The sequence below is a fragment of the Bacillus sp. XT-2 genome (assembly GCF_025696525.1).
Taxonomy (GTDB): Bacteria; Bacillota; Bacilli; order Bacillales; family Bacillaceae; genus Bacillus; species Bacillus halotolerans.
In genome coordinates, this window is record NZ_JAHVOC010000002.1 from 56,416 (window position 1) to 80,784 (window position 24,369).

Consider the following 24,369-nt stretch of genomic DNA (forward strand, 5'->3'; position numbering starts at 1 on the left):
CTTTCTCTCCTTATGAAATCCCCATTCGACTGGCCGCTGCCAGATCTGCATCATGATACGCATGTCCCATATGTCCGAGATCATCTGCAATCATTTGTAGAAAGTGTTGCAGATTGAGCGCTGCATCTACTGCCTGATCATATTTTTCTTTTGAGTAAAAAAGGTGGTGCGGTTTGTTCATTTTGATCTTATTGATCAGATCATCGACATCGGAAACTGATAATTCATCATAGGCGCCAAAACCAACCATTCGTGTATGCATATTCCTGACATCCTCAATTGAATCCTTTACTTTGTCATCAATTCTTTCAATCTGGCGAATCATTTTTGACCATTCCGTTTCGGCAATATGTTTCAACTGAGTACTTGTATTCATTAATACATGTGATTTGATAAGAATCGAAACACCTGTATTGGCCTTCACATTCGTTGATTTCATTTGGTTTAGCATCGTTAATGCAAAGTCAGGGTTGTTCTTTAAAACATCATCCACAGTTTGGGCAGAGCCATCTGAATGGAAGCTGTATCGATCCAAGCCGTGACTTCCCATCAAGGCTTCAGCAAATAGTGTGATATCAAGAGATTGATTGCCATAATGTTTCAGTCCAAGACCCAGCATTTTCACTTCATCAGGGAGGCTATTATTCTGTACACCATTGGGCAAAGCTTCGTCATACATCACTTTTACTTTGCCTACTTCAGCAGCATCCCGATTCAGCAAGGATAATCCATCATTTAAATTAATATATTCTGTTAAACGGCTGCGAAACTCTCCCTTTAACGCCTGGGCTTTTACATCCTCAGGCAGGTTTTCATATATGTTAGGATTCTCGAAAGTGACACCGCGTTTGATAAAGTCATTCATCACGACTGCATAGCTTGCATTAGATCCGCCTAATGAGTGACCCGTTACTTGAATGTCAGCATTTTTAAAGTCTTTATGTATTTTTTTTGCATATTGATCTGCCTGAATGGCCTGGTTATCTGTTCCATCATCAAACGGCTTTTTGCCAACTAGATAACTAGTATCCATGTGAAGCCAATCTTGGATGATCTCATTTGCATATTCAGAGAAACCTGTTACTGAGTCAAAAGAAGACCCATCTTCTTCAGCTGGAATATTGATCCCTTTTTTCTCTAGTTCTTTAATGAGCTCTTCTCTTTTTCCACGCTGATTTGTTTCCTTAATCGTTTCTTTTAATTGGTTAGTGCTGATAGGTTCTGACCCGCGGTATGCGATGATGGCGTTTTGGATTTTTTCTTTGTCTTTTCCATTGTTTGAAATTGTATAATCTCTTTCATTAACAAGAGTTAAGGCATCAAGACCCTTTTCAGTTTTTTTATAATCAACAACATACAGCTTTTGGCCGTTGCTAATTTTTATTGTTTGACCAATGTGGTATTTTTTAAGGTTATATGCTGAACTGGAAATTTCATTATAATCTTCATCACTAATTTTCAAAGTGTTTTTTCTTATAGCCATTTCACTATTCCCCCAAACTTTACCTATCTTGTATAATAAAATAAAAAAGGATGAAATACCATGATAAATACCAAAAAAATACTAATTGTAGGGGCAGTTCTATTAATCTCACTAACATGTGCTTTTTATATTAATCATCAACTAAATAAACCAGAAAAATCGGAGGTCACAGGAGGTAAAAAAAATATGAATAATAAAGAAAAAAGCGAACAAGAAAAAGCAGAAGCATACGTTGAGGAAATGAAGCCAAAAATAGAAGAAGAGTTAAGAAGAGAGGATATTCATCATTTTATAAAGTCTGTGACTTTTGAAGATAAAGTTAATATAAACCCGATGGGAAGAATTGTAGTGAATGGTTATATAAATGACAACCCAGAGAAATTCGATTTTTCCGCAGATTTGATATACGAGTCCAATAAAGTTGATGGGATAAGCTATTCCCAAGATGTCTCAGACCGTTTCAGAGATTGGAGCGAATATAGCAAAGAGGTAAAAGATAAATATATCAAAACCGCATACCCTGATAAAAAAGAGCGTGAACAATATTTAAAAGACATAGGGGAAATGAAATAATCTATGAAAAAACAAGCGCCATTTAAATTGCTAGCTTTTGTTAGCGTTTTGTTAATTTTAATGGTTGGCTTCATTTATGACATCAAAAAAACGTCAGACACTTCTAAGGATAAAGAATACATAACTAGTAAAGAAAAAAGTGAACAAGAAAAAGCTGAAGAGTACGCTGAAAAGATGAAACCGAAAATAAAGGAAAAATTGAAAAAAGAGGATATTCATCATTTTATTAAGGATATTAAGTTTAATGAGAAGGTTACGATAAGTCCAATGGGAATGATTGAACTAACAGGGTACGTAAACAACAATCCTGAAAAGTTCTCATTCGATGTCTCCTTAAGATATGGAACTGATAAAGTAGATTCAATAGGTTATTCTAAAGACTTAGCGGATCGATTTGAAAACTGGGATGATTTTGATAAAGAGGTTAAAGAAGACTTTTTAAATAGTTTGACGAAAGAAGAACGGGAACAATATTTAAAAGACATTGGAGAATTAAAATAAACAGGCGAAATGCCTGTTTATTTTGATCGGTTTACTTTCTCCTCTTTGCCATTTTCCAAGACGCCAGTTCGGCATCAGCAGCGTAAAATAGATATGGAAAAAGACTGCCCGCTGAAGGCAGTCTTTTTTTGTTAAATATGAAACAGCCAGACGACGAGCGGCCCAAAGAATGAGCCGAGTACCGCACAAAGCGTCATTGAGACGGAACTCATGGATACGGCCAGTTCTCCATATTCAAATGCTTTTGAGGTGCCGAGTGCATGGGAGGCGCTGCCTAATGCGATGCCTTTTCCGAGTGAACTGCGGATACGAAGCCATTTTAGGATCAGCGGCCCGAGAATGACGCCTGAAAAACCCGCGATCATGACAAATACGACTGTCATGGAAGGAACACCGCCAAGGCCGGCGGCAATTTGGATAGCAACTGGGGTTGTGATCGACTTCGGCAGAATGGACAATACGAGGTCATGATTGATCCCGAATGCTTCTGCGAAAATGAGTCCGCTGATCATCCCCATACACAACCCGACCAGCACACCGCCTATAATGGGAATACTGTATTTCATAATAATGTGCCGTTGTTTATAAAGCGGATATGCCAGTGCCACAACAGCCGGCCCAAGCAAAGAATTGATCCATTTTCCCCCGATCATATAGCCTTCATACGAAATATGGAACATCGCCAAACACGCGACAATCAAAATTGTCGTTGTCAGAACAGGGATAAGAAATGGAAAAGGGAATCGCTTGTAGAGCTGTACCATCGCTAAGTAAGCCGCAACTGTCAAAAGAATTATAATGATTGCGATACATGCTTGCTGCATTTCTTTTTCTCCTTTCGTTTGTTGGCTCTCTTTTCCAGAACTTGGCTGGCGGCTCCTGCTGCAATGATCGTGAAGATGGTGCTCAAAACGACTGTAATCAGCAACATCAACCCATTTAATGAAACGAGAGATGGATACTTCATCACCCCGGTCATAGCTGGAATGAATAACAATGGCAGAAAGGACAATAAAAACCCGGCTCCGTCTTCAATAATGGCAACCGGCACAATACGGAGGGCTAAGCAGATCAGCAGCAATACCAAGCCGACTATGCTTCCTGATATCGGTAAATGAAACAGATGCTGAAGTGCTTCTCCGATGATAAAAAACACATATAATATCAACACTTGCAAAATTATTCGAATGATTTTCACAGCAAGTACTGCTCTCTATTAGAACAGCTTCCTCCTTTCTGATTGACTTCCTTTTTGTTTGTTCTGAGGAATGACTTTACTTTCTTTTTATATGGTTGTACTATACAAGTAAATAAATAGATTTTATCATCCAATACTTATTCATACAGATCTTATACATTTGTATTATACAAGTATATAGAATGCTGTCAATGTCAAACATCGGAATGGGGAGCGAAAGCCATTGCAAAAACAGAATCCAGTCGAATTGATTGAATATGAGCTGACCACGTTTATCAGGAGAGCTGTTTATCTGGATCAATCAGAGAAAAGAACAGGGAATTTGGAGAGATCCTCTTACTTATTATTGAGACAATTGGATGAGTTTGGACCCGCTCGTGTAAAAGAGCTGGCGGAGTCGTTTAAGCTTGATATTTCTACTCTTTCCAGACAAGCTGCAGCTTTAGAGGCCAAGGAGCTCATCTATCGTTTTACCGACCCTTCCGATAGAAGAGTCAGTCTGTTTACCATTACAAAACTCGGCAAACAAGCATTAAAGGCAGATCAGCAGATGCGCTTAGAACGTTATGAACAGATGCTGAAAGAGTGGTCAATACATGAAAAAGAGATGTTTGGCGAACTTCTCCAGCGTATGAACAAGGCCTTTGTCGATTAACATCAAAAAAACCATGCGCTATGTTACGTCTGCATGGGTTTTATGGTGTGCAATTAAATGATGGAAGGTCTCATTTGGTGCGTTTAACGGCAGCCCAGACGCAAGCAAGCCCGACAGCCGCAGCCGCAGTTACCGCCGGGCGCTTTGTGGCCTTTGCATAATAGCTTCTTGACCGAAGCCACCCTTTATTTGTCCCTCTGTCATGCATGCCGTAGCCCGCATGGTAAAGCGCGCTTTCTTCACGCGGTTTGGACGGCCTTTCCGCATGCTGGCTGCAGTACATGATTTTTTCCATCAGTCTGTCGGTCAGCCGGGGAAAGAGTGCACCCAGCATGGCGATGGCTTTTGCCTGTGAGCCGATGTACATGTCGCGTTTCGGATGTTCAGCGGCAAACAGAATGGCTTCGGCTGCAGCTTCCGGCGGGTAGATCATAGAGCGGTAATGAGCCGGCTGTTTGTCCAGGTAGCTTCTGGCGTGTTCGTTGTAAGGCGTGTCGATTCTGCCTGGATGGATGAGTGTGACCGAGACGGGTGCCAGTTCTTTTTCAAGCTCCATTCGGATGCTTTCTGTCCATCCGTGAAGCGCGAATTTCGCAGACGCGTAGGTGGATTGAATAACGGTTCCTCTGTCGCCGAACAGGCTTCCTATATTGATGAGAGCACCCGGACCGCCTCTGCTTGTAAAGTGTTTGACGGCTGCCCTTGTTCCATAGACCGGACCCCAGAAATTGGTGTCAAACACGCGTTTCATGTCTTCGGTGGTAACATCCATGGCGTGTCCGAAAACCGAAACAGCGGCGTTGTTAACCCATGTGTCAAAGCGGCCGAATGTGCTGATCGCGGTTTCTGCGATGCGGTTGACGTCTTCTTCTTTTCCCACATCCGCTTTTACATAGATGGCTTCGTGCCCTTTTTTCTTTACTTCATCAACGAGCTCCTGAAGGGCGTCTTCATTTCGGGCTGCTGCGACGACTTTTGCTCCTTTTTCGGCCGCCATTCGCGCGGTGACGAGGCCGATTCCGCTTGTAGCACCGGTAATGACGATGACTTGATCCTTTACTTTTTTCAGTTTGAGCTTCGTTTTCGGGTTTTGCTGTTTTTCAAGCTGTTCAGTATTGGTGACCGTATCATCAGTTGTCATCGAGAATCCCCTCCTAGACATGTTTGTCTACATTTACCCCATCCAGAAGGTTATTACCCCTTTTGACAATCCCATGGTTCTTTTTTATATTATATAAGTCGCTCTACCATACCTAGGAGGGAATGTTTCAATGACTAGCAGAGGAGATTCACGTGAAAAAATCCTTCACACAGCGTCACGTCTGTTCCAGCTGCAAGGATATCACGCGACGGGCTTAAACCAGATTGTGAAGGAAAGCGGTGCTCCTAAGGGATCGCTTTATCACTTTTTTCCGAATGGCAAAGAAGAATTAGCAATTGAAGCGGTTACATATACGGGTAAGATCGTTGAACATGTGATACAGAAAAGCATGGATGAATCCTCTGATCCTGTTGAAGCGATTCAGCGTTTTATCAAAAAAACCGCCAGCCAGTTTGACAATACGGAAAGCATTCAAGGGATTCCAGTCGGCTTGCTGGCGAGTGAAACGGCGTTAATCAGCGAGCCGCTGCGTACGGTTTGCATGAAGGTGTTTAAAAGCTGGGAAGCGGTTTTCGCCAGAAAATTAATGGAAAACGGATTTGGAGAAGAAGAAGCAAGCCAGCTGGGAATGCTGATTAATTCGATGATTGAAGGCGGCATTATGCTTTCTTTAACGAATAAAGACAAAACGCCCCTTCTTCTCATTGCCGAACAAATTCCAGTATTGGTGAGGAAAAAAGGGTAGCAATTTGTTATCCTTTCCCCTACAATTATATAGAACGGTCTAGTAGGAAACCTAAAATATATAGACTGGTCTAAATTGGAGGACGTAACATGAAAACGTTAAGTAAACATTCACTGCCCAAAGAAAAAGTGCCTTACTTGCTTCGCAGCGGAGAGGGAGAGCGCTATTTGTTCGGCAGACAGGTCGCGACAGTGATGGCAAACGGAAAGAGCACGGGAGATTTGTTCGAGATCGTGCTGCTTTCTGGGGGAAAAGGAGATGCCTTTCCGCTTCATATTCACAAAAATACGCATGAAGGGCTTCTTGTTCTGGACGGTAAGCTTGAACTGACGCTTGATGGAGAACATCATCTTTTAGCAGCTGGTGATTATGCGAACATTCCGGCCGGAACGCCGCACAGCTACCGGATGCAGAGCCACAGAACACGGCTGGTGTCTTACACAATGAAAGGGAATGTCGCACATATGTATTCCGTGCTTGGAACGCCGTATGATCACGCTGAACATCCGCCGCACGCAAGCGAAGAGGTATCAAAAGAGCGTTTTTCAAAAGCGGCTGAGGCGGCGGACATTATATTTGCGGAGGATGAAAACCGTGCCGGTGCTCCAAAACTAGTGGAGAAGACAGAACTTCCGGCTGGCGTTGTTCCATACGTGCTTGAGTCTGGAGAAGGAGACCGCCTATTGACGGGCGATCAGCTTCACCGCATTGTGGCTGCGCAAAAGAATACGGACGGGCAATTTATCGTTGTATCATCTGAAGGTCCTAAAGGCGATCGCATCGTTGATCATTACCATGAGCATCATACAGAAACTTTCTATTGCCTTGAAGGGCAAATGACGATGTGGGCCGATGGTGAAGAAATTCAGCTTAATCCTGGAGATTTCCTGCATGTTCCTGCCAACACTGTACACTCATATCGCTTGGATTCTCACTATACAAAAATGGTGGGTGTATTGGTTCCGGGCTTATTCGAGCCGTTTTTCCGCACGTTAGGAGATCCGTATGAAGGGCATATTTTCCCGAGTGAGCCTCAAGCTTTGCGATTCGACCGTGTCTTGCAGAATATCGACACATTAGATTTAAAGGTCATGAAACCATAATATCTCCGCCGGGCTTCCTGTGAAGCCTGGTTTTTTATTGTGAAGGTGACGAGATTGTAAGGTTTTTCCTTTGCGCTGCCACCTAAATCGATGTTTCTTCGCTTCTTTTTTTCATACGATTGAGGTATAGAAAAAAGGAGCGTGATTCATATGGCTTCATTACAGCCGACTCTGACAAATGAGCGGATTGGTGTGCTTGACGTGTTAAGAGGAATTGCCATTTTCGGCATCCTATTTGTGAATTTGGCGCACTTCAGTTATCCGGATATGTATTTGTCTATGCTTGGAAAGGATAATTTTTTCACGGAAAAGTGGTCTGGTGCAGACTTTGCTGCAGCAGAAATATTGAAATTTTTGATTCAAACCAAATGTATTTTACTGTTTTCATTTTTATTTGGGTTTGGCATGGTGGTGATGATGGAGAGAGCGTTAAGCAAAGGAAAACGTTTTGTCCCGCTTTATATCAGAAGATTATTGGCACTCTTCATCTTTGGAACCATTCATGCTTTTTTGATATGGGACGGGGATATCTTAACGGAATACGCCCTGCTTGGTTTGGTTTTACTTTTGTTCAGAAAAGCAAAGCCGAAAACACTGTTGATATGGGCAGTCTCTTTGTATCTCCTGTTTTCTCTTCCGTTCATTTTGGCAAGCTTTCATCAAGCAAACGGACAAGAATGGGCACAAGCAGCCATTCAGCAAGCGAAGCAGGCGCTGCATGCTTACGGAAACGGCAGCCTGAAAGACATTGCGGAACAGCGAATCCACGATCGGCTCGTTTATATGTCAATGAATGGCATGCTGACCTATAATCCGCTGAATTTCTTTTTTGCCTCCATCCCATATTTCAGTATGTTTTTGCTGGGAGCTGCGGCGGCAAAATCAAGATTGCTGCATCAGCCGGAAAAGCACCGCAAAGCGTTAAAAAGAGTATGGCTGTCTGGGCTGGTCATTGGCATCAGCGCTCATCTATTGTACAGTGTGACCGAAATAGAAGTATTTTTGCTGGTTGGAGCGCCTTTTCTTATGTTTTTCTACGTCACAACGATTGTGTATCTTTATCATAAGACAAGACTGGCTAAGCCGCTGCAATACTTTTCCGCAGTCGGGAGAATGGCATTTACCAACTATCTCATGCAATCAATCATTTGTACGTGGATTTTCTATCATTACGGGTTAGGGTTATACGGAAAAGTATATCCGGCTGCGGGCGTGCTGATCACGATCGCGGTATGTGCCCTTCAAATGATCACCAGTCACCTTTGGCTGCGGGCATTCCGAATGGGACCGTTTGAATGGTTTTGGAGGAGCCTTACGTATATGAAGTGGCAGCCGATCTTGAAGAAATCATAGATAAATAAAAGTCTAGACTCATAATTGACGTCTAGACTTTTCATGTTTTCAATTATTTATATACAACCCGCGTACGGCAAATGATGTCATGAAGGCCTTTTTTCTCTCCGAATGCCACCATGATAAAACCGATATAAAAGATAATTCCAGATACTATGTACGCAAAGTAACGGCCGATTGCCTGCCCGATAGACACGCGTCCGCCTTGTTCATTGACTACTTTCAGCCCGAGAATTTTCTTGCCGAGCGTGCCTTGCATTTTAGAAGCTGTAAGCAGCCCGTAATATAACACACTGATGACAATCATAATCAGCATGGTTGGCAAAAATGCAAGTGTCAAGTATTTCACCATATATTCGTCTTGTGTCATATATGGGTCTGTTGCGATGGATCCAGCGATAAATACGGAATTGATAATAAATAGAATAATATAGCTAGGAACAGATACAATAATGCCATCAATCAAATAAGCTAAAACACGAATCCAAAATCCTGCCGGTTTTTCCATGTATATTTCTCTCTCCTTTGAATTAATCTGGAACAGTATACTTTGTAAAAAAAGCTTTTGCAATATGATATGGTGATAAAATCCTGATATTACTGAAAAATGAGTCTTTTATCCTTTGTTTTTTACTATATAAATCTACCACGGACGGTGAAAAAACAAGCTTTATACATTAAAAGAAGTCATGGAGCAGTGCCAAATGACTGAGGATGCGGTTCGTTATGATGAGAAAATCGGCTTGCTTCTGCCGGATAAACGAAAGGCGAAGGGCATCGGGTGTTTAGTGAGGATAATAAGAAACGACTGCTGTTCATCAGATGTTTGAAGAAAACGGGCATGTCTTTAGAGGAAATGAAGCCGTTCCTCAGCCTGCAGGAACAGACAGATCGCTTGGATGATACTCAGCGCGAGCTGCTAAGAAATTACCAGGAGAAATTGAAACAGAAGCAAAGTGACTTGCAGCAGGTGTGGGAGCTGATCGAAGCGAAGCTGGAGAAATTAAAGCGGTTTGCTGAACAAAAACAAGCGGAGCCGGCACAGGTCGCTTTGTCATGGCTGCTGCATAAGCCTGGGATTGATTTGATCATCCCTGGAGCCACTCGGCTTGGCCAGCTCAAGACGAATATCAAAACAGCAAATCTTCATTTATCAGAAGATGAACTGAAACAAATGGATCAGATGTTCAGTTCTTAACGTTTTTTCCAGTTATACTCTATTTCAAATGAATGGAGTATATCTTTTTTTATGGGTGTTTTTAGAAAACCCATCGATTTCTATTAGATTTTACCTTATGATAATAAAGGTTAATATTTCTATTTTAGGAGGTGTCAATTGATCATGTCCAGAAAAAATAGCGTGGTGATCATGACTGCGATCTCTGCATTTCTTTTTTGCGTGATGATTGCTGCGGCTTCACTTTCTCCGCTGGCAGACACGGGGTCCTCAGCCAATCAGTTCAACTCTATCGGTATGTGGTCGGCAATTGGTATGATACTTGTTTTCTATCTCATTCCAATCCTCATTTACATGCTGGGTGTGGATGCAATGAGATATGTGATGGCGGCGCTTTGCGGCATGGGTTTGCTGATTCACTTATCTACTGCCGCCATTGTGCTGATGGTCAGTATATTCAGTGACCATCCGCTCTCTGATGTGATCACTGTGATGGGGCTCTGTCTCGCTTCAGCGGCTGTAAACATCATTTGGTTTTTTGCAGCGTTTCGTTCTGCGCCAAAGAAACCTGTCACAAGGGATTTTACATAGTTTTCTATTTTGTGTTAATGCATGATTTTTCTGTGAACTACATTTATTTATTGTTATGAAACTTTGTCGGGGATGATAGAAAAAGAGAACCTGCAAGATGATGCAGATTCTCTGAACCATGTTTATTTAGCTGCTTGAATAAACACACCTTTTTCATGAGAAAACTCTTTAAATCCGTATACCCCATGGTAAGAGCCGATTCCGCTTGTATTTACGCCGCCGAATGGCAGGTTGACGTCACTGAAATGAACGACGACATCATTGATCGCTGCATTTCCTGATGTGGTGTGCTGAAGGACGTTGTCGGTCAGGTCTTGGTTGTGGCTGAATACATAAAGCGCGAGCGGTTTATCGCGGTCATTTACGTAATCAATGACCTCATCGATGTCTTCATAGTTCATCATCGGCAGGATCGGTGCAAAGATTTCTTCCTGCATGATCTTCATATCTGGCGTAACGTTTTTTAAAACGGTTGGCGAGATCGTACGGTCGCTTGCATCAAATACGCCGCCGAACACGACTTCCGCGCCTTTCTCGATGGCATCGTCGTATAACGCTTTGACGCGGTTAAAGTTGCGGTCATTGACAATTTGCGTAAATTTGTTTCGATCCGGCGTGTAATCATCTTCCATAAATCCTGCGTTGACAATGGTTTGTAAAATGCCTGCGAACTTGTCCTGCACGTCTTTTTTAATGAAGATATAATCCGGTGCGATGCAGGTTTGGCCGGCATTTACGAACTTGCCGACAGCAATTTTTTTCGCTGCGTCCATTAAGTCGTATTCACTGTCGATGATGGTCGGACTCTTGCCGCCAAGCTCAAGCGTGACAGATGCCAAGTGTTTGGCGGCGGCTGTCATGACGATTTTTCCGACATTTGTGCTTCCGGTGAAGAAAATGTGGTCGAACGGCTGATCAAGAAGCTCATTGGCCACTTCAACCTCTCCTTCAAAAATGGCAACTTCTTTTTCGTCAAAAGCATCTCGGATGACTTTTGCGGCAATGTTGCTTGTGTTCATCGTAAAGTCTGACAGCTTTACAATGGCGCTGTTTCCTGCAGCGATAGAAGCGGCAAGCGGCGCCATCGTCAGCATAAACGGGTAGTTCCACGGACCGAGTATAAGCGTGACGCCTTTAGGCTCGTACATAAGGATTCCGTTGGCATCAGAGCTTAAGGATGAACCGACTTCTTTGGGTGCCATCCATGTTTCCAGGTTGTTCATATTATCTCTGATCGCTTTTTTTGTACCCTCGATTTCCGCTTTTTTGACCTCGTGATATGGCTTCCGCACGTCTTTGCGGATCGCTTCGATGATTTCCTCTTCATGTGCAATGACGGAATCCAAAAAGCGCTGAAGCTTTTCTTTACGCTGTTCCGCTGTTGAAGCGCGCAGCACTTTTTGCTGTTTTTTCTGAAGCTGGAAGACGCGCTGAATGTCGTCTTTTACTTGCTGTTCCATTGTAAAATCCCCCTCATTTGCTTTCTGCTTATCTCGGAACTATTATAAAGTGGTATCTTTTCTATAAGAAAGACAACGGAGAATCATCTATACGTTACCGTACATATATCGAACATCTGTCTAAGTTTGGAGGTGACTCTTTTGCCGGAATCTGCTGAGGCTCAAATCAAACAGGCGCTTCTGGATTTATTAGAAAAAAGGGATATTCGACAGATTACAATGAAAGAAATTGCTGAACACGCACAAGTGAGCCGCGGGACACTCTATCTTTATTACGAGGATAAGTTTTCAATCATTGAGGATTTGATGAGTGACATGCAGGAAGGATTGAGCGAAGCGCTCTACGAAGCTTTCAAGCACATGGATACACTTCATCTCAGCCAAAAGCGGCAAACAGTGCATCCGACATTGTCTTTTGTTCATCAGCATCAATCCTTTTTTTCAGCAATGATGGTCAGAGACAACGTACCGTATCACAATTTCCACCGGTTTTTTAAAGATGTGTTTCAGCAGGATGTCATGCTGTCTCCGATTCATGTGAATTTAACGCCGATGGAGCAGGAGATTTACGGACATTACAGAGCATTGTATACGTATGCGATTATTTTGTACTGGCTGAATGAGGATGCGTCTGCATCTCCGCAAGCCATCAGCCACAAGGTATGGGAACTCGTTTCTCAGAAACGGTTTTATTGGCTGTTTGGGCAGGCTGCTGAAGCGGAGCCGGAGGAGAATAAGCAAATTGACCGGCGTGTTGTCCGCACGAGACAGGCGCTGCAAGAGGCTTTGCTGGACGTATTGGCGGAGAAAAAAGACTATGCGGCGGTGACCATTTCGGATATCACCAGAAAAAGCAACATCCGCAGGGCGACCTTTTATGATCACTATGCCAATAAAGATGACCTGTTACAAGCGATGATTCATCAATCGTGTGCAGATATGATTGATCGGCTGACGGTGAGTGCCAGTCCGGATGAGCTTTCTTTAGCGGAAGCTGAGACGGCGCTTGCCAGCCTGCTTTCTGCATTATCGGAACGCTCGCCCATTGTCCGGTTTCTCAATCCTGAATGGGGAATTCCTCATGTGATACCCAGCATGTTCAAAGCCCTGGAATCTTTTTACCTGCATCAGCAGCTTGATATCCGCGCGGGGAAGAAACTTTATGCTTATTATGTTTCCGCTATGATTATCGGTTTGATGTTGTATCGGCTGGATGAGGGAAAGGCGCACGATCCGGGGGTGCTAGCCAGGGAGTTTTTGCAGTTTTTGGATGTGAAGAAGTATAAGATTATATTGCTTTGAACAACAAAAAAGAGAGGGGCTGAATCCCCTCTCTTATTTCGTTTCTTCCTTCCATTTTTCATCAATCAGCATCTTGCCAGGCCATGTATACGCCATGATGCCCCCGTCTGCGGTGATGTCTTCGCCTGTGACGTATGAGCTGTCGTCAGAAGCGAGGAACAGCGCCACCGTCGCCATTTCCTTCGGTTTGCCGAGGCGGCCGAGCGGTGTGATCCATTTGTTGGCTTCGCGGAATTTCTCGCCCATTTCCTGTTCCTTGGTGCCGGCCAGTTTATCAATCAGCGGCGTTTCGATCGTGCCCGGAGAAATGGAATTGACGCGGATGCCGTTTCGCGCGTAGTCGATCGCCATCGCTTTTGTCAGGTTGGTGATACCGCCTTTTGCGGCGTTATAGCCGGAGCGGTCGAGGTCCGCGGCCCGGCCTGACATGGAGGAGGTGTTGATAATGGAGCCTCCTTTTTCGAGCATGAGCGGAATCAGATATTTGCTGCAAAGGAATGTGCCGCGCAGGTCGACGGCCATAATACGGTCAAACAGCTCAACGGGGTATTCGTGCACCTTTCCGCCTTCCTGATCGACGCCGGCGTTATTAAACAGAATATCAATCGTTCCGCAGGCGTCCTTGATTTGCTCAGCAAATGCTTTCACACTGTTTTCATCTGACACATCGAGGTGAAAGGCATCCGCCTGTCCTCCGTTTTGTCTGATTGCTTCAACTGTATCTTCCATTTGATCTGTATTGATGTCTCCAATCATCACACGCGCGCCTTCATTGGCAAAAACCTCTGCCGTTGCTTGTCCAATGCCTGTTGCGGCGCCTGTGATCACAGCGGTTTTGTTATCAAGTCTTCCCATAACACAAATCCTCCTTTTTCTAGTTGTCTTCCCGCTGTGTGCAGTGATAAACATGTGAGAAAAGTAATACCTGCATATGTTAAAATGAACTAGAAATTGTTGGGAGGTTTTAAGTGTTTTGAAGATACAGCATAAGAAGGAACTCAAATTTTATAGTCTCATTACGATTCCGGCTGCGTTTGCTGTGCTGACTGTCATCTCTTTTTTATTGCAAGAGATTACGTTTCCGGTTACAGCTAGCGCATTTCTGAATGCTTCATGGCATAATCTATTGTTTCTGATACCGTTCTGTTTGTTTTTCTATCCGGTGCATATTTGGATGAAGCGGGAGTTTAGCCGATGGAATGATGCAGGACAAAAGAGAGGCTGATCCTCTCTTTTTCTTATCAGACTGTCTAGAAAAAATAGTGAAAACACCCCCAACTAATGTTAAATTTACATATATATGCATCTATCAATCTTTGATGGAAACCGTATTGACATGAGTCATCATTTATGATAAATAGATGCTGAAAAGAGTTTACATAACATCACAAAGCATGAAAAAGGAGCGAGCTGAATGGCCAAAAAAGAGTTTAAAGCAGAGTCCAAACGACTGCTGGATATGATGATTAACTCCATTTACACTCAAAAAGAAATCTTTCTTCGCGAGTTAATTTCCAATGCGAGTGACGCGATTGACAAAATCTATTACAAGGCGCTGACAGATGATGCGCTAACCTTCGATAAAGACAATTACTACATAAAAGTCGCGGCTGACAAAGGCGCGAGAACACTGACCATCACGGATACAGGGATTGGAATGACAAAGGACGAGCTTGAACAGCACCTCGGTACGATCGCGAAAAGCGGCTCTCTTGCGTTTAAAAAAGAAAACGAACTGAAGGACGGCCATGACATCATCGGGCAATTCGGTGTCGGATTTTATGCGGCATTTATGGTTGCCGATGTGGTGACCGTTATCAGTAAGGCGCTCGGCAGCGAAGAAGCGTATAAATGGGAATCTGCTGGCGCAGACGGCTATACAATTGAGCCGTGTGAAAAGGATTCTGTCGGCACAGACATTATCCTGAAGATCAAAGAGAACACGGAAGATGAGAGCTATGATGAGTTTTTAGAAGAATATCGTTTAAAAGCGATCATCAAAAAGTACTCTGACTTCATTCGCTACCCGATCAAAATGGATACAACGGTTAATAAGCCGAAGGAAGGCAGCGACAATGAATTTGAAGAGGTGCAGGAGGAACAGACGGTTAACAGCATGGTGCCGATCTGGAGAAAAAACAAGAGCGAGCTGACAGATGAGGACTATGAGACGTTCTACGCTGAAAAGCATTACGGATTTGATAAACCGCTCACTCATGTCCATATCAGTGTTGACGGTGCCGTGCGCTACAACGCCATTTTATTTATTCCTGAAAACATGCCGTTTGACTATTATTCTAAGGAATATGAGAAAGGCTTGGAGCTCTATTCCAACGGCGTGCTCATCATGAACAAATGCGCGGATCTGCTGCCGGACCACTTCAGCTTTGTAAAGGGTATGGTCGATTCTGAGGACCTGTCGCTGAACATTTCCAGAGAAATGCTGCAGCATGACCGCCAGCTGAAGCTGATTGCGAAAAACATCAGCAAAAAGATCAAAAGCGAGCTGCAGAGCCTGCTGAAAAAAGACAGAGAAAAATATGAGACCTTCTACAAATCGTTCGGCAGACAGCTGAAGTTCGGCGTGTACAATGATTTTGGCGCGAATAAAGATCAATTGAAGGATCTCTTATTATTCTACTCTTCCAAAGAGAAAAAACTGGTCAGCCTGGACGAGTACGTATCCAGAATGCCTGAAGAGCAGAAATATATTTACTATGCGACCGGTGATTCATACGACCGCATTGAAAAACTGCCGCAAACGGAAATGGTAGCGGACAAAGGCTATGAAATTCTTTACTTTACAGAGGATATCGATGAATTTGCGATCAAAATGCTCGCTTCATATCAGGAAAAAGAGTTCAAATCTGTATCAAGCGGCGATCTTGGCATCGATTCAGAAGAGGATCAAAAGCAGTCTGAAGAAGAGGAAAGCAAGTACAAGGATCTGTTTGAGGAAATGAAAAATATTCTGTCTGACAAAGTGAAAAACGTCAGAGTATCGAAACGCCTTAAATCTCATCCGGTCTGCCTTGCAGCTGACGGTGAAGTGACAATCGAGATGGAAAAAATTTTAAACGCGATGCCGGACAGCCAAAATGTAAAAGCGGACAAAGTGCTGGAAATCAACCCGAATCACGAGGTATTCAAGACGCTGCAGAACGCTTTCGAACAAGATAAAGAGAAACTAAGCCTGTACACAAATCTCCTGTATAACCAGGCGCTTCTGATCGAAGGTCTGCCGATTCAGGACCCTGTGGAATTTACGAACAATATGTGCAAGGTGATGGTGTAACCATAAAAAAGGAATCGTCCCGATGAGACGATTCCTTTTTCTATTTATGACGTCCGTTCATTGAGCATACGGCTTTGTCCGCTGTTCTTTCTTTTAAAACGTTGTTTCAGGCTTGCTTCAATTTCTTCTAAGCTTTTCCCTTTGGTTTCAGGAACCATGTAAAGGGCGAAGAAAAATGAGAGAAGACAAATGACTGAGAAAATCATAAAGACCCATGCGATGCCCATCACGCTGAGCATGAGCGGGAAGACGAGCGACACGATCAGGTTGGCTGCGGATAGCACCAAAGTGGTGAATCCTGTCGCTGCTCCGCGCGCTTTGGACGGGAAGAGCTCAGGCATGAGCACCCAAACCACCGGCCCCCATGTCGCCTGGTAGAATACGATATAAACTCCGAGAAATACGACGGTGAGCCAAGCTGTTGATGTAGAGAGCCCCAGCATCAGGAGCACAGCCGATAGTGCGGCCAAGCTCAGCGTAATGCCGACACTTCCCCCGATCAGAAGCTTTTTGCGGCCGACACGGTCAATTAAGATCATGGCGGTGATACACATGATGACGTTGAGGACACCGATTCCCATTGTGCCGAGTGCAGAAGCTGACGTACCAAGGCCAGCCTTTGTAAAAATGGTTGGCGCATAATATATCACCGTGTTAATGCCGACAGCCTGCTGGAATATAGCAAGACCGACCCCAATCAAAAGCATGGGACGAATCCATTGGGCTTTTAACACGCCGAGTGTTGTTTCTTTTTTCTCTGCTTCCCCTTGTTTCATATCTGCCAGTTCACGTTCAATATCTTCTTGATCATGAGTGATTTTCATGATTCGTTTCGCTTCATCTTCACGTCCGCGCTTCACGAGCCATCTTGGTGATTCAGGCATAAATGCGATCCCGATTAATAAAAGCACGGCAGGCACCGCAGCCAGCCCCACCATCCAGCGCCACGCTTCAAACGGTGTGAATAGATAGTTTACGATATATGCAAGTAAAATACCGCTGACAATCATTAAATTGTTCATCGTGCCGAGTGTTCCGCGGATTTTTGTCGGTGCCATTTCGGAAAGATATACAGGCACCAGCGCCGTTGAACCGCCTACGGCCAGGCCGAGAATGACCCGAGACGCGATCAGCATGGTAATGGTTTGAGAAAATGCACAAGCAAGCGCCCCGACGATAAAAATGATGGATAAAACAAATACGACTTTTCTCCTGCCCCAGCGATCGGAGCACGTGCCGCTTAAAGCGGAACCGAAAATCGCGCCGAGGAGCAGCATGCTGACAACCAATCCTTCTGTCAGTGTTGTTAAAGGGATATCATTGTTGATAAACAGCAGCGCTCCCGAGATAACGCCCGTATCATAACCGTAAAGCAGCCCCCCTAAAGCGCCGAAAAAGTAGATCATATATTTCCTTGTGTTTGTCTTCACAAATGTTCCTCCTCAGTCTTTGAGCCAATGAGTATGTACTATGTAACAAAGTTAATAGATTAGTACCCTTCTCCTAATCAATTTGAAACATTTGTTTGAAAAAAGATTGATTTCACAAAAGGAAATTCAAAGCCAAAACGAGGGGTATTGGCGGTTTTTACGCAAGTTATTGATCACGAGAGCGATGATCACGATGATGGCAGACCCAATGAAAACGGGAAACAGTAAATAACTCTAAGCATACGCCCCTTGAATGACCACAATGGGATCTGCGCCGGCAGGAGGGTGAGTGGTTTTGGTCAGCATCATGAAAAAGATGGCAAGCCCTGTCCCCAATGCAAAAATCCAGGGATGAGCTCCGAATATATGAAGGACAGCCAGTCCTGTAAGTGCAGAGATAAAATGCCCGCCAATCACATTTCTCGGCTGTGATAAAGGTGCATTCCAAGCGCTGAATACCAGCACGCAGCTCGCTCCAAAAGGGGCCATTAACCATGGGCTTGATGTATAAGAGGTCAATACTGCAAGCGCCAGAATGGTGATGAATCCTCCTAAAAAGCCTGTGACGGCGTCCTTTCCATTTACCTGTAAAGGTGTTTTTCCTTTTCCTTGCATTTTCAAAAAGAAGTTGTTTTCCAAATTTATCCCTCCCAGTATGTATAGGATAATAGCTATAAACTAACCTGTCAATTTTATTTTTAATGGTTAGTTTCAACTTCGATAAAAAAACCGTTCTCTGGGGAACGGTTTTTTACTCATTATTGATTTTTTTTATGATGGCGTGAGACTTTTTGTCTGTTGCCGCATATCTTCATGGAGCACCATTTTCGCCTTCCTGTTTTATCAAGAAAAAGCAAAATGCACTTTTCGTTTGCGCACCGTTTCAGCTGTTGGATTTCTTTTGTATGAATCAGCCATAAGGCATCGTAAGCGATAAGTGATAAAATAGAATCATCTGGTTTTCCATTCGGAATGCGGGCAAGTTTGTCATCTAAGATTTGATAAGAAAAAGGAGCGGCGGCGATTTGATCTTGCAGGAAAGCGATAAAAGCTAGAGAAGGTTTACTGCCTTCGGCGATACTCTCAAAATGTTTTCTCAGCTCAGCGCGGAATTGATGAATCCGTTGCAATTGTTCTTGGACTTGCTGCAGCGTAAAAGACCTGAGAAAAGGAGCAGTTTCTCCCATTATTTCAAACCATGCCATCAGATCTTTTTCTGACTGGATGAGATCGTGCCGTTTATCATAGCTTATGATTTCAGTATTAACGAGATCGAGAGAAAGGTTTTGTGTGATAAGAGGGAATTGAGCATTTGCCATTGTAATCATTCCTTTCAAAATCATTGTAAGCGCCAAAACCTTTTTCACGCAAGGATATGAGTAAAAGGAGGCTTTTTCCCATTTTATCTGTCAGGCAGTCTGCTGATCATTAGGGATGGTGCTCCTCCCATTACCGGAAACAGCCGTTTCTGTACCTGCATTTCAAAAAACATCATAAAAAACCTTACTCGCCCGGAGTAAGGTTCTGATTAAGACATTTTTATTCTTCACCCTCGTTGACGAAAACCAAGGCGGAGAATCCTTTTTTCTTATCAAATTGCAATTCAACGACGGTAACGTCTGGATTGAAGTTGTGGTATTCCTCTAAGAACTGAATAATGCCTTCTGAAATGTCATCTGACTCAAGCTGCTTGTGATGCAGGCCATATTTGGCTTCAGCGAAGAATCCTGTACGCTTGTTGTAAGACAGCTCTTTTACTTCAACGTCCTCAGGGTAAATCTCTTCACCATTAGAAATATACACACAAATCCCGTCTACAATTTCTTGCTCATTTAATACTAACTTCATTACCTAAAAGCTCCTTCTGTACGTCTTCGGTGTTTTAAATGCGCGAATCAGTGCGATGACAATGATTAAAATAATGATCAAAGCGATGACATCAACGATCCAGGCAATGGGTGAAGCGCCATAAGAAACATAGCCCGGGCCCCCGACTGGATGATAGGTGTAACCCCAAGGGTGCATCATGCTGATCATGAACATACTAGTTGTGAATCCGCTATAATAGCCAAACCATCCTGATGGCGAGAATCCTGCATTGTAATAATGATTCACTGAAACATAACGTCCGCCAACATAAGCTTTAGATGTTTTTCCGCTGTATGTCTTTCCGCTTACTTTTGATGTGGCGCCGGAAAACGTGCCTGGCGATTTATTAGAGCTTGATGAGCTTGTCTTTTCGGAAGATTTCTTTTTCAGTGAAATCGATGATGATGAATCATCAGACGTTTTGGACTTGTTGCTTGAAGAGCTTGATCCTGAACTGTAGCTTGATTTCGGGCTGGATTTATAGCTTCCGCTGTATGACGAGCTTGAACTTCGGCTGCTGTGACTGGATGATGAGCGGCCGCTAAAACTTTTTGCATGAGACATGGCTGATGGCAGCAGTACACCTAAAGCAACGGTTACTGCAACTAAGGCTTTAACATATTTCAGTTTCATTCTGTTTCCTCCATAGACCGCCGAAACGGCCCGTTATTTCTGGTTTGAATCATATCAATCTTTCATATCATGTTTAGCTTTTTCAATCACTTTCTTTCTGAGATAAACTACCTTTATTTTATCGGATTCATGCCTCTTTTTGTAAGTGTTGCATCAAAATCAAACCAATTTATGGGCAAAAAAACAGCCTTCTCCATGGAGAAGGCTGTTTTTTTCTTATGCGAACAGCTTATCAATAAACGAAATATCCTCTTGAGAAAGCGTTACATCGGCTGTTTTGATGTTATCAATCAGCTGATCGGCACGTTTTGCTCCAGGGATTAAAATATCAATTTCCGGTCTTGCCAAATACCAAGCCAATACGATGTGAGGGATGTCCACGTTGTGCTTTTCAGCAATCGGCGCCAGTTTGTTGACCTTTCTGATATTTTCTTTGAAACGCTCGCCCTTGAAGTGTTCCTGTTCGTTTCGCAGGTCTCCTTCAGGGAACGTCGTATCTTCCGTATATTTTCCGGCCAGTAATCCTGACACAAGCGGGAAGTAAGGGATGAATGAAATATTGTGTTCCTTCGTATACGGGAAGAAGGTTGTTTCCGCTTCACGGTTTAACAGGTTGTATTCACCTTGGAGCACATCGACCAAACCGTCTCTGTTGGCTTCCTTCAGCTGTTCCAGAGAGAAATTGGAGACACCGATGGAACGGATTTTTCCGGCTTGCTTCATTTCATTCAGTGCGTTAACCGCTTCATCCTTCGGCGTATGTTCATCCGGAAAGTGAATGTAGAACAGATCGATATAATCGGTATTCAAACGTTTCAGGCTTTCATCAACTGATTTTTTCAGAAACTCAGGCGAATTATCAAAAACAAAGTCATTTCCTTCTTTTCTGTGCGCGGCTTTTGTGGCGATGACCACATCTTCGCGATTGAACTCACGCAGCACTTCACCAATTAGCTCTTCCGAACGGCCGATGCCATAAATATAAGCAGTGTCTAACATGGTCACGCCATTACGAATGGCCTCGCGAACCAATTCTTTTCCGGTTTCTTCATTCAGATTCGGGTAGAGGTTATGTCCTCCGACAGCATTTGTTCCTAATCCGATAGGGAAAACCTGCAAATCTGATTTTCCGAGCGTTGCTTTTTTCATGATCTACCTCCTGGAATAAAATTGATGAAAGACTCTCAACACTATTGTAAACGTTAGGCCAGATGAATGCCGATTTGGTGCTCATGGCAGTACTGCGTGTACTCGTCATCTAACGGCTGAGAGGTCACAATACAGTGCAGTCTGTCAAAGGGCGCATAGGTCAGCAGCGTTGATTTTCCGAATTTTGAATGGTCAGCCAATAAATACACTTCTTTCGCTTTTTCAGAAATCCTCTTTTTAATGTCATACTCGAGCAGATCCGAATTGGTCAGTCCGTGTGTCAGTGTTGTTCCGGTTGCAGACATAAAGGCTTTATTGATATTGTACTTCTCCAAAGTGCCCGGATCATCCATGCCGACAAAGGAGCGTGTTTTTCTTTTATAATTGTTTCCGATAATGATTAGGTTGATATTCTTCATAGCCGATGCCGCATTGATAATGTCCAAGCTGTTGGTTAAAATGGTGACATTTTTGTTCGGATCAAGCGTATCGAGAATCGACTTGGTTGTTGTTCCTGAGTCAATGAAGATTAAGTCATGGTCTTCAATAAACCGGGAAGCATAATGGGCAATTTTTGTTTTCTCATCTTGGTGCTGGATGGTGCGATTCTCAAAAGGAACAAGTGCGGTTTTCTCTATTGATGTTACGCCGCCGTATACTTTTTCGATCGCACCTTTTTCCGTCAGCTTGTTGATATCGCGTCTGACTGTGTTTTTTGAGACATTGAAAACCTGGCACAGCTCATCTAAGGAAACAGTGCCATGCGATAAAATGTACTCCTCCATTTCCTGTATCCGCATCAGTTTCATACAAAAAACTCCTTCTTGAATCTTAAAGTAATGTAAATATATAATAAAAACCAAAAGTTAATCAATAGTTGCTTAAAAAATGATAACATTGGTATGTATCTTTTGCAAGATTCGCCGGACTTCCAGGCGGTCTCTTGCATTACTGAAAGATTAGTATAATAAAAATAATGAAAAAATTTAGTGTTTGTGATTGACTTATGGGTATTATACGATTAGAATATAACCAAGAAATGACCAAGAAGTAACCTGCCGTGTGTGATTTCAGTGATGATATGGTTGCTTACATAAAAAGTGTATCTAACCATTGATTTTTTTTGTTTTTTTTGAAAGCGGTTAATTCTTATCTTATGAATCTATCCTGAACCATCCATACAAGTGTATGTGTTTACTAATGAAGGAGGCAATAAGAATGGCAGAAATCAGAAAATTAAAAAACTATATCAACGGTGAATGGGTTGAAAGCAAAACGGATCAATATGAAGACGTTATCAATCCGGCTACGAAAGAAGTGCTGTGCCAAGTGCCGATTTCTACAAAAGAAGATATTGATTACGCGGCTCAAACAGCGGGTGAGGCATTTAAAACATGGTCGAAAGTGGCGGTTCCGCGCCGTGCGAGAATTCTATTTAACTTCCAGCAGCTGCTGTCTCAGCATAAAGAAGAACTTGCTCATCTGATTACCATCGAAAACGGCAAAAACACAAAAGAAGCTCTGGGGGAAGTGGGACGCGGGATTGAAAACGTTGAGTTCGCAGCCGGTGCGCCTTCTCTGATGATGGGTGACTCACTTGCTTCTATTGCGACGGATGTGGAAGCGGCCAACTACCGCTACCCAATTGGAGTTGTCGGCGGAATCGCACCATTTAACTTCCCGATGATGGTTCCTTGCTGGATGTTCCCAATGGCCATTGCACTCGGCAACACATTTATTTTAAAACCGTCTGAGCGTACGCCGCTGTTAACGGAGAAATTGGTTGAGCTCTTCGAAAAAGCGGGCCTCCCAAAAGGTGTTTTCAACGTCGTGTACGGTGCGCATGACGTTGTGAATGGCATCCTTGAGCATCCTGAAATTAAAGCGATTTCATTCGTAGGCTCAAAGCCGGTCGGTGAATACGTCTACAAAAAAGGAAGCGAAAACTTAAAACGTGTTCAATCTCTGACAGGCGCGAAAAACCACACGATTGTCCTGAATGATGCGAATCTCGAAGACACGATCACAAACATCATCGGAGCAGCCTTCGGTTCAGCCGGAGAACGCTGCATGGCTTGTGCAGTTGTGACAGTTGAAGAAGGTATCGCTGATGAATTCATGGCGAAGCTCCAAGAAAAAGCCGCTGAGATTAAAATCGGAAACGGCCTTGATGACGGCGTGTTCTTGGGACCGGTTATTCGTGAGGACAACAAGAAACGCACGCTCAGCTACATTGAAAAAGGGCTGGAAGAAGGCGCGAGACTCGTTTGTGACGGACGTGAAAATGTGTCTGACGACGGCTACTTTGTCGGCCCGACAATCTTCGATAATGTCACAACAGAGATGACGATCTGGAAAGACGAAATCTTTGCTCCTATCCTATCCGTCATTCGTGTGAAAAACCTGAAAGAAGCCATTGAGATTGCCAACAAGTCTGAATTTGCGAATGGCGCCTGCCTGTTCACATCCAATTCGAATGCCATCCGCTACTTCCGTGAAAATATTGACGCGGGAATGCTCGGCATCAACCTGGGTGTGCCGGCACCGATGGCGTTCTTCCCATTCTCCGGCTGGAAGTCTTCATTCTTCGGAACGCTGCACGCGAACGGTAAGGACAGCGTTGACTTCTACACGCGTAAAAAAGTGGTGACAGCAAGATACCCGGCACCTGATTTCAACTAAACGACGAACAGCCGAACGGCGTGTCTCTGCGCTGTTCGGACTCATTCTTACCATAGAAAGAGGAGGGC

Annotated in this window: 25 protein-coding genes and 1 pseudogene; 12 read left to right on the top strand and 14 right to left on the bottom strand. The window is 43.5% G+C overall.

Going from position 1 to position 24,369, the window contains the following annotated elements:
- Positions 1–10: 10 nt before the first annotated feature.
- Entirely contained in the window at positions 11–1,483 is a 1,473-nt protein-coding gene (locus tag KXD37_RS06360) for a DUF2974 domain-containing protein (protein WP_188323409.1), read from the bottom strand.
- A gap of 60 nt (positions 1,484–1,543) precedes the next feature.
- Between KXD37_RS06360 and KXD37_RS06365 the strand changes: the two genes are divergently transcribed.
- Together KXD37_RS06365 and KXD37_RS06370 are read left to right on the top strand one after the other, a co-directional pair.
- A complete protein-coding gene (locus KXD37_RS06365; protein WP_263463418.1) occupies positions 1,544–2,056 on the top strand; it encodes a DUF1433 domain-containing protein in 513 nt (170 codons plus the stop codon).
- 3 nt (positions 2,057–2,059) lie between these two features.
- Positions 2,060–2,557 carry a DUF1433 domain-containing protein gene (locus KXD37_RS06370; RefSeq protein WP_188323407.1) on the top strand — a complete coding sequence of 166 codons (498 nt, stop codon included), beginning with the start codon at positions 2,060–2,062 and terminating at the stop codon, positions 2,555–2,557.
- A 131-nt stretch (positions 2,558–2,688) separates the two neighbouring features.
- Here the strand turns inward: KXD37_RS06370 and KXD37_RS06375 are convergent, their stop codons facing one another.
- Together KXD37_RS06375 and KXD37_RS06380 are read right to left on the bottom strand one after the other, a co-directional pair.
- Positions 2,689–3,381: an LrgB family protein gene (locus tag KXD37_RS06375; RefSeq protein ID WP_105954584.1), complete on the bottom strand. Its 693-nt coding sequence runs from the start codon at positions 3,379–3,381 to the stop codon at positions 2,689–2,691.
- Entirely contained in the window at positions 3,351–3,755 is a 405-nt protein-coding gene (locus tag KXD37_RS06380) for a CidA/LrgA family holin-like protein (RefSeq protein ID WP_095712610.1), read from the bottom strand. The genes KXD37_RS06375 and KXD37_RS06380 overlap by 31 nt, the downstream gene beginning before the upstream one ends.
- Before the next feature lie 223 nt (positions 3,756–3,978).
- On the opposite strand from KXD37_RS06380, the gene KXD37_RS06385 reads away from it, so the two are divergent.
- The gene (locus tag KXD37_RS06385; RefSeq protein WP_095712611.1) at positions 3,979–4,410 is read left to right on the top strand and encodes a MarR family winged helix-turn-helix transcriptional regulator; all 432 of its coding nucleotides are present in this window, start codon (positions 3,979–3,981) and stop codon (positions 4,408–4,410) included.
- Positions 4,411–4,480: 70 nt separating this feature from the next.
- On the opposite strand, the gene KXD37_RS06390 is transcribed toward KXD37_RS06385, so the two are convergent.
- The gene (locus KXD37_RS06390; RefSeq protein ID WP_106019852.1) at positions 4,481–5,551 is read right to left on the bottom strand and encodes an SDR family oxidoreductase; all 1,071 of its coding nucleotides are present in this window, start codon (positions 5,549–5,551) and stop codon (positions 4,481–4,483) included.
- A 130-nt stretch (positions 5,552–5,681) separates the two neighbouring features.
- Between KXD37_RS06390 and yxaF the strand changes: the two genes are divergently transcribed.
- From yxaF to KXD37_RS06405, 3 genes are all read left to right on the top strand, one after another.
- Positions 5,682–6,257: a transcriptional regulator YxaF gene (yxaF, locus tag KXD37_RS06395; RefSeq protein WP_101859680.1), complete on the top strand. Its 576-nt coding sequence runs from the start codon at positions 5,682–5,684 to the stop codon at positions 6,255–6,257.
- Between the two features lie 89 nt (positions 6,258–6,346).
- Positions 6,347–7,360, top strand: a complete 1,014-nt coding sequence (locus KXD37_RS06400) for a quercetin 2,3-dioxygenase (protein ID WP_106021852.1) — start codon at positions 6,347–6,349, stop codon at positions 7,358–7,360.
- Between the two features lie 150 nt (positions 7,361–7,510).
- Positions 7,511–8,713: a DUF418 domain-containing protein gene (locus KXD37_RS06405; protein WP_188323406.1), complete on the top strand. Its 1,203-nt coding sequence runs from the start codon at positions 7,511–7,513 to the stop codon at positions 8,711–8,713.
- 52 nt (positions 8,714–8,765) lie between these two features.
- On the opposite strand, the gene KXD37_RS06410 is transcribed toward KXD37_RS06405, so the two are convergent.
- The gene (locus tag KXD37_RS06410; protein ID WP_106021853.1) at positions 8,766–9,221 is read right to left on the bottom strand and encodes an RDD family protein; all 456 of its coding nucleotides are present in this window, start codon (positions 9,219–9,221) and stop codon (positions 8,766–8,768) included.
- A gap of 273 nt (positions 9,222–9,494) precedes the next feature.
- On the opposite strand from KXD37_RS06410, the gene KXD37_RS06415 reads away from it, so the two are divergent.
- Together KXD37_RS06415 and KXD37_RS06420 are read left to right on the top strand one after the other, a co-directional pair.
- A complete protein-coding gene (locus KXD37_RS06415; RefSeq protein ID WP_223203893.1) occupies positions 9,495–9,911 on the top strand; it encodes an aldo/keto reductase in 417 nt (138 codons plus the stop codon).
- Between the two features lie 144 nt (positions 9,912–10,055).
- Positions 10,056–10,481 carry a DUF5391 family protein gene (locus KXD37_RS06420; RefSeq protein WP_188323405.1) on the top strand — a complete coding sequence of 142 codons (426 nt, stop codon included), beginning with the start codon at positions 10,056–10,058 and terminating at the stop codon, positions 10,479–10,481.
- 122 nt (positions 10,482–10,603) lie between these two features.
- Here the strand turns inward: KXD37_RS06420 and KXD37_RS06425 are convergent, their stop codons facing one another.
- The gene (locus KXD37_RS06425) at positions 10,604–11,941 is read right to left on the bottom strand and encodes an aldehyde dehydrogenase family protein (RefSeq protein WP_263463419.1); all 1,338 of its coding nucleotides are present in this window, start codon (positions 11,939–11,941) and stop codon (positions 10,604–10,606) included.
- Positions 11,942–12,082: 141 nt separating this feature from the next.
- Here KXD37_RS06425 and KXD37_RS06430 point away from each other — a divergent pair, with 141 nt between their 5' ends.
- A complete protein-coding gene (locus KXD37_RS06430; protein WP_127696285.1) occupies positions 12,083–13,243 on the top strand; it encodes a TetR/AcrR family transcriptional regulator in 1,161 nt (386 codons plus the stop codon).
- Positions 13,244–13,276: 33 nt separating this feature from the next.
- Here the strand turns inward: KXD37_RS06430 and KXD37_RS06435 are convergent, their stop codons facing one another.
- A complete protein-coding gene (locus tag KXD37_RS06435) occupies positions 13,277–14,098 on the bottom strand; it encodes an SDR family oxidoreductase (protein WP_106021857.1) in 822 nt (273 codons plus the stop codon).
- Positions 14,099–14,216: 118 nt separating this feature from the next.
- On the opposite strand from KXD37_RS06435, the gene KXD37_RS06440 reads away from it, so the two are divergent.
- Together KXD37_RS06440 and htpG are read left to right on the top strand one after the other, a co-directional pair.
- Entirely contained in the window at positions 14,217–14,468 is a 252-nt protein-coding gene (locus tag KXD37_RS06440; RefSeq protein WP_106021858.1) for a hypothetical protein, read from the top strand.
- 189 nt (positions 14,469–14,657) lie between these two features.
- Entirely contained in the window at positions 14,658–16,538 is a 1,881-nt protein-coding gene (gene htpG, locus KXD37_RS06445; protein ID WP_024123457.1) for a molecular chaperone HtpG, read from the top strand.
- Between the two features lie 44 nt (positions 16,539–16,582).
- Here the strand turns inward: htpG and KXD37_RS06450 are convergent, their stop codons facing one another.
- The 7 genes and pseudogenes from KXD37_RS06450 to iolR form a co-directional block, all read right to left on the bottom strand.
- Complete coding sequence (locus KXD37_RS06450) at positions 16,583–17,968, bottom strand: sugar porter family MFS transporter (RefSeq protein WP_263463420.1); 1,386 nt, start codon at positions 17,966–17,968, stop codon at positions 16,583–16,585.
- A gap of 126 nt (positions 17,969–18,094) precedes the next feature.
- A pseudogene (locus KXD37_RS06455) lies at positions 18,095–18,583 on the bottom strand (HPP family protein).
- A 143-nt stretch (positions 18,584–18,726) separates the two neighbouring features.
- Positions 18,727–19,287: a CGNR zinc finger domain-containing protein gene (locus KXD37_RS06460; RefSeq protein ID WP_106022022.1), complete on the bottom strand. Its 561-nt coding sequence runs from the start codon at positions 19,285–19,287 to the stop codon at positions 18,727–18,729.
- Between the two features lie 220 nt (positions 19,288–19,507).
- Positions 19,508–19,816, bottom strand: coding sequence for a DUF2653 family protein (locus KXD37_RS06465; RefSeq protein WP_106021861.1), 309 nt, complete (start codon positions 19,814–19,816; stop codon positions 19,508–19,510).
- A 3-nt stretch (positions 19,817–19,819) separates the two neighbouring features.
- Complete coding sequence (locus KXD37_RS06470; protein WP_263463421.1) at positions 19,820–20,470, bottom strand: hypothetical protein; 651 nt, start codon at positions 20,468–20,470, stop codon at positions 19,820–19,822.
- A gap of 216 nt (positions 20,471–20,686) precedes the next feature.
- Positions 20,687–21,619, bottom strand: a complete 933-nt coding sequence (locus KXD37_RS06475) for an aldo/keto reductase (RefSeq protein ID WP_024123451.1) — start codon at positions 21,617–21,619, stop codon at positions 20,687–20,689.
- 53 nt (positions 21,620–21,672) lie between these two features.
- Entirely contained in the window at positions 21,673–22,428 is a 756-nt protein-coding gene (iolR, locus tag KXD37_RS06480) for a myo-inositol utilization transcriptional regulator IolR (protein WP_024123450.1), read from the bottom strand.
- A gap of 409 nt (positions 22,429–22,837) precedes the next feature.
- Between iolR and iolA the strand changes: the two genes are divergently transcribed.
- On the top strand, positions 22,838–24,301 hold the full coding sequence (gene iolA, locus KXD37_RS06485) for a methylmalonate-semialdehyde dehydrogenase (protein ID WP_263463422.1): 1,464 nt from the start codon (positions 22,838–22,840) through the stop codon (positions 24,299–24,301).
- Positions 24,302–24,369 lie beyond the last annotated feature (68 nt).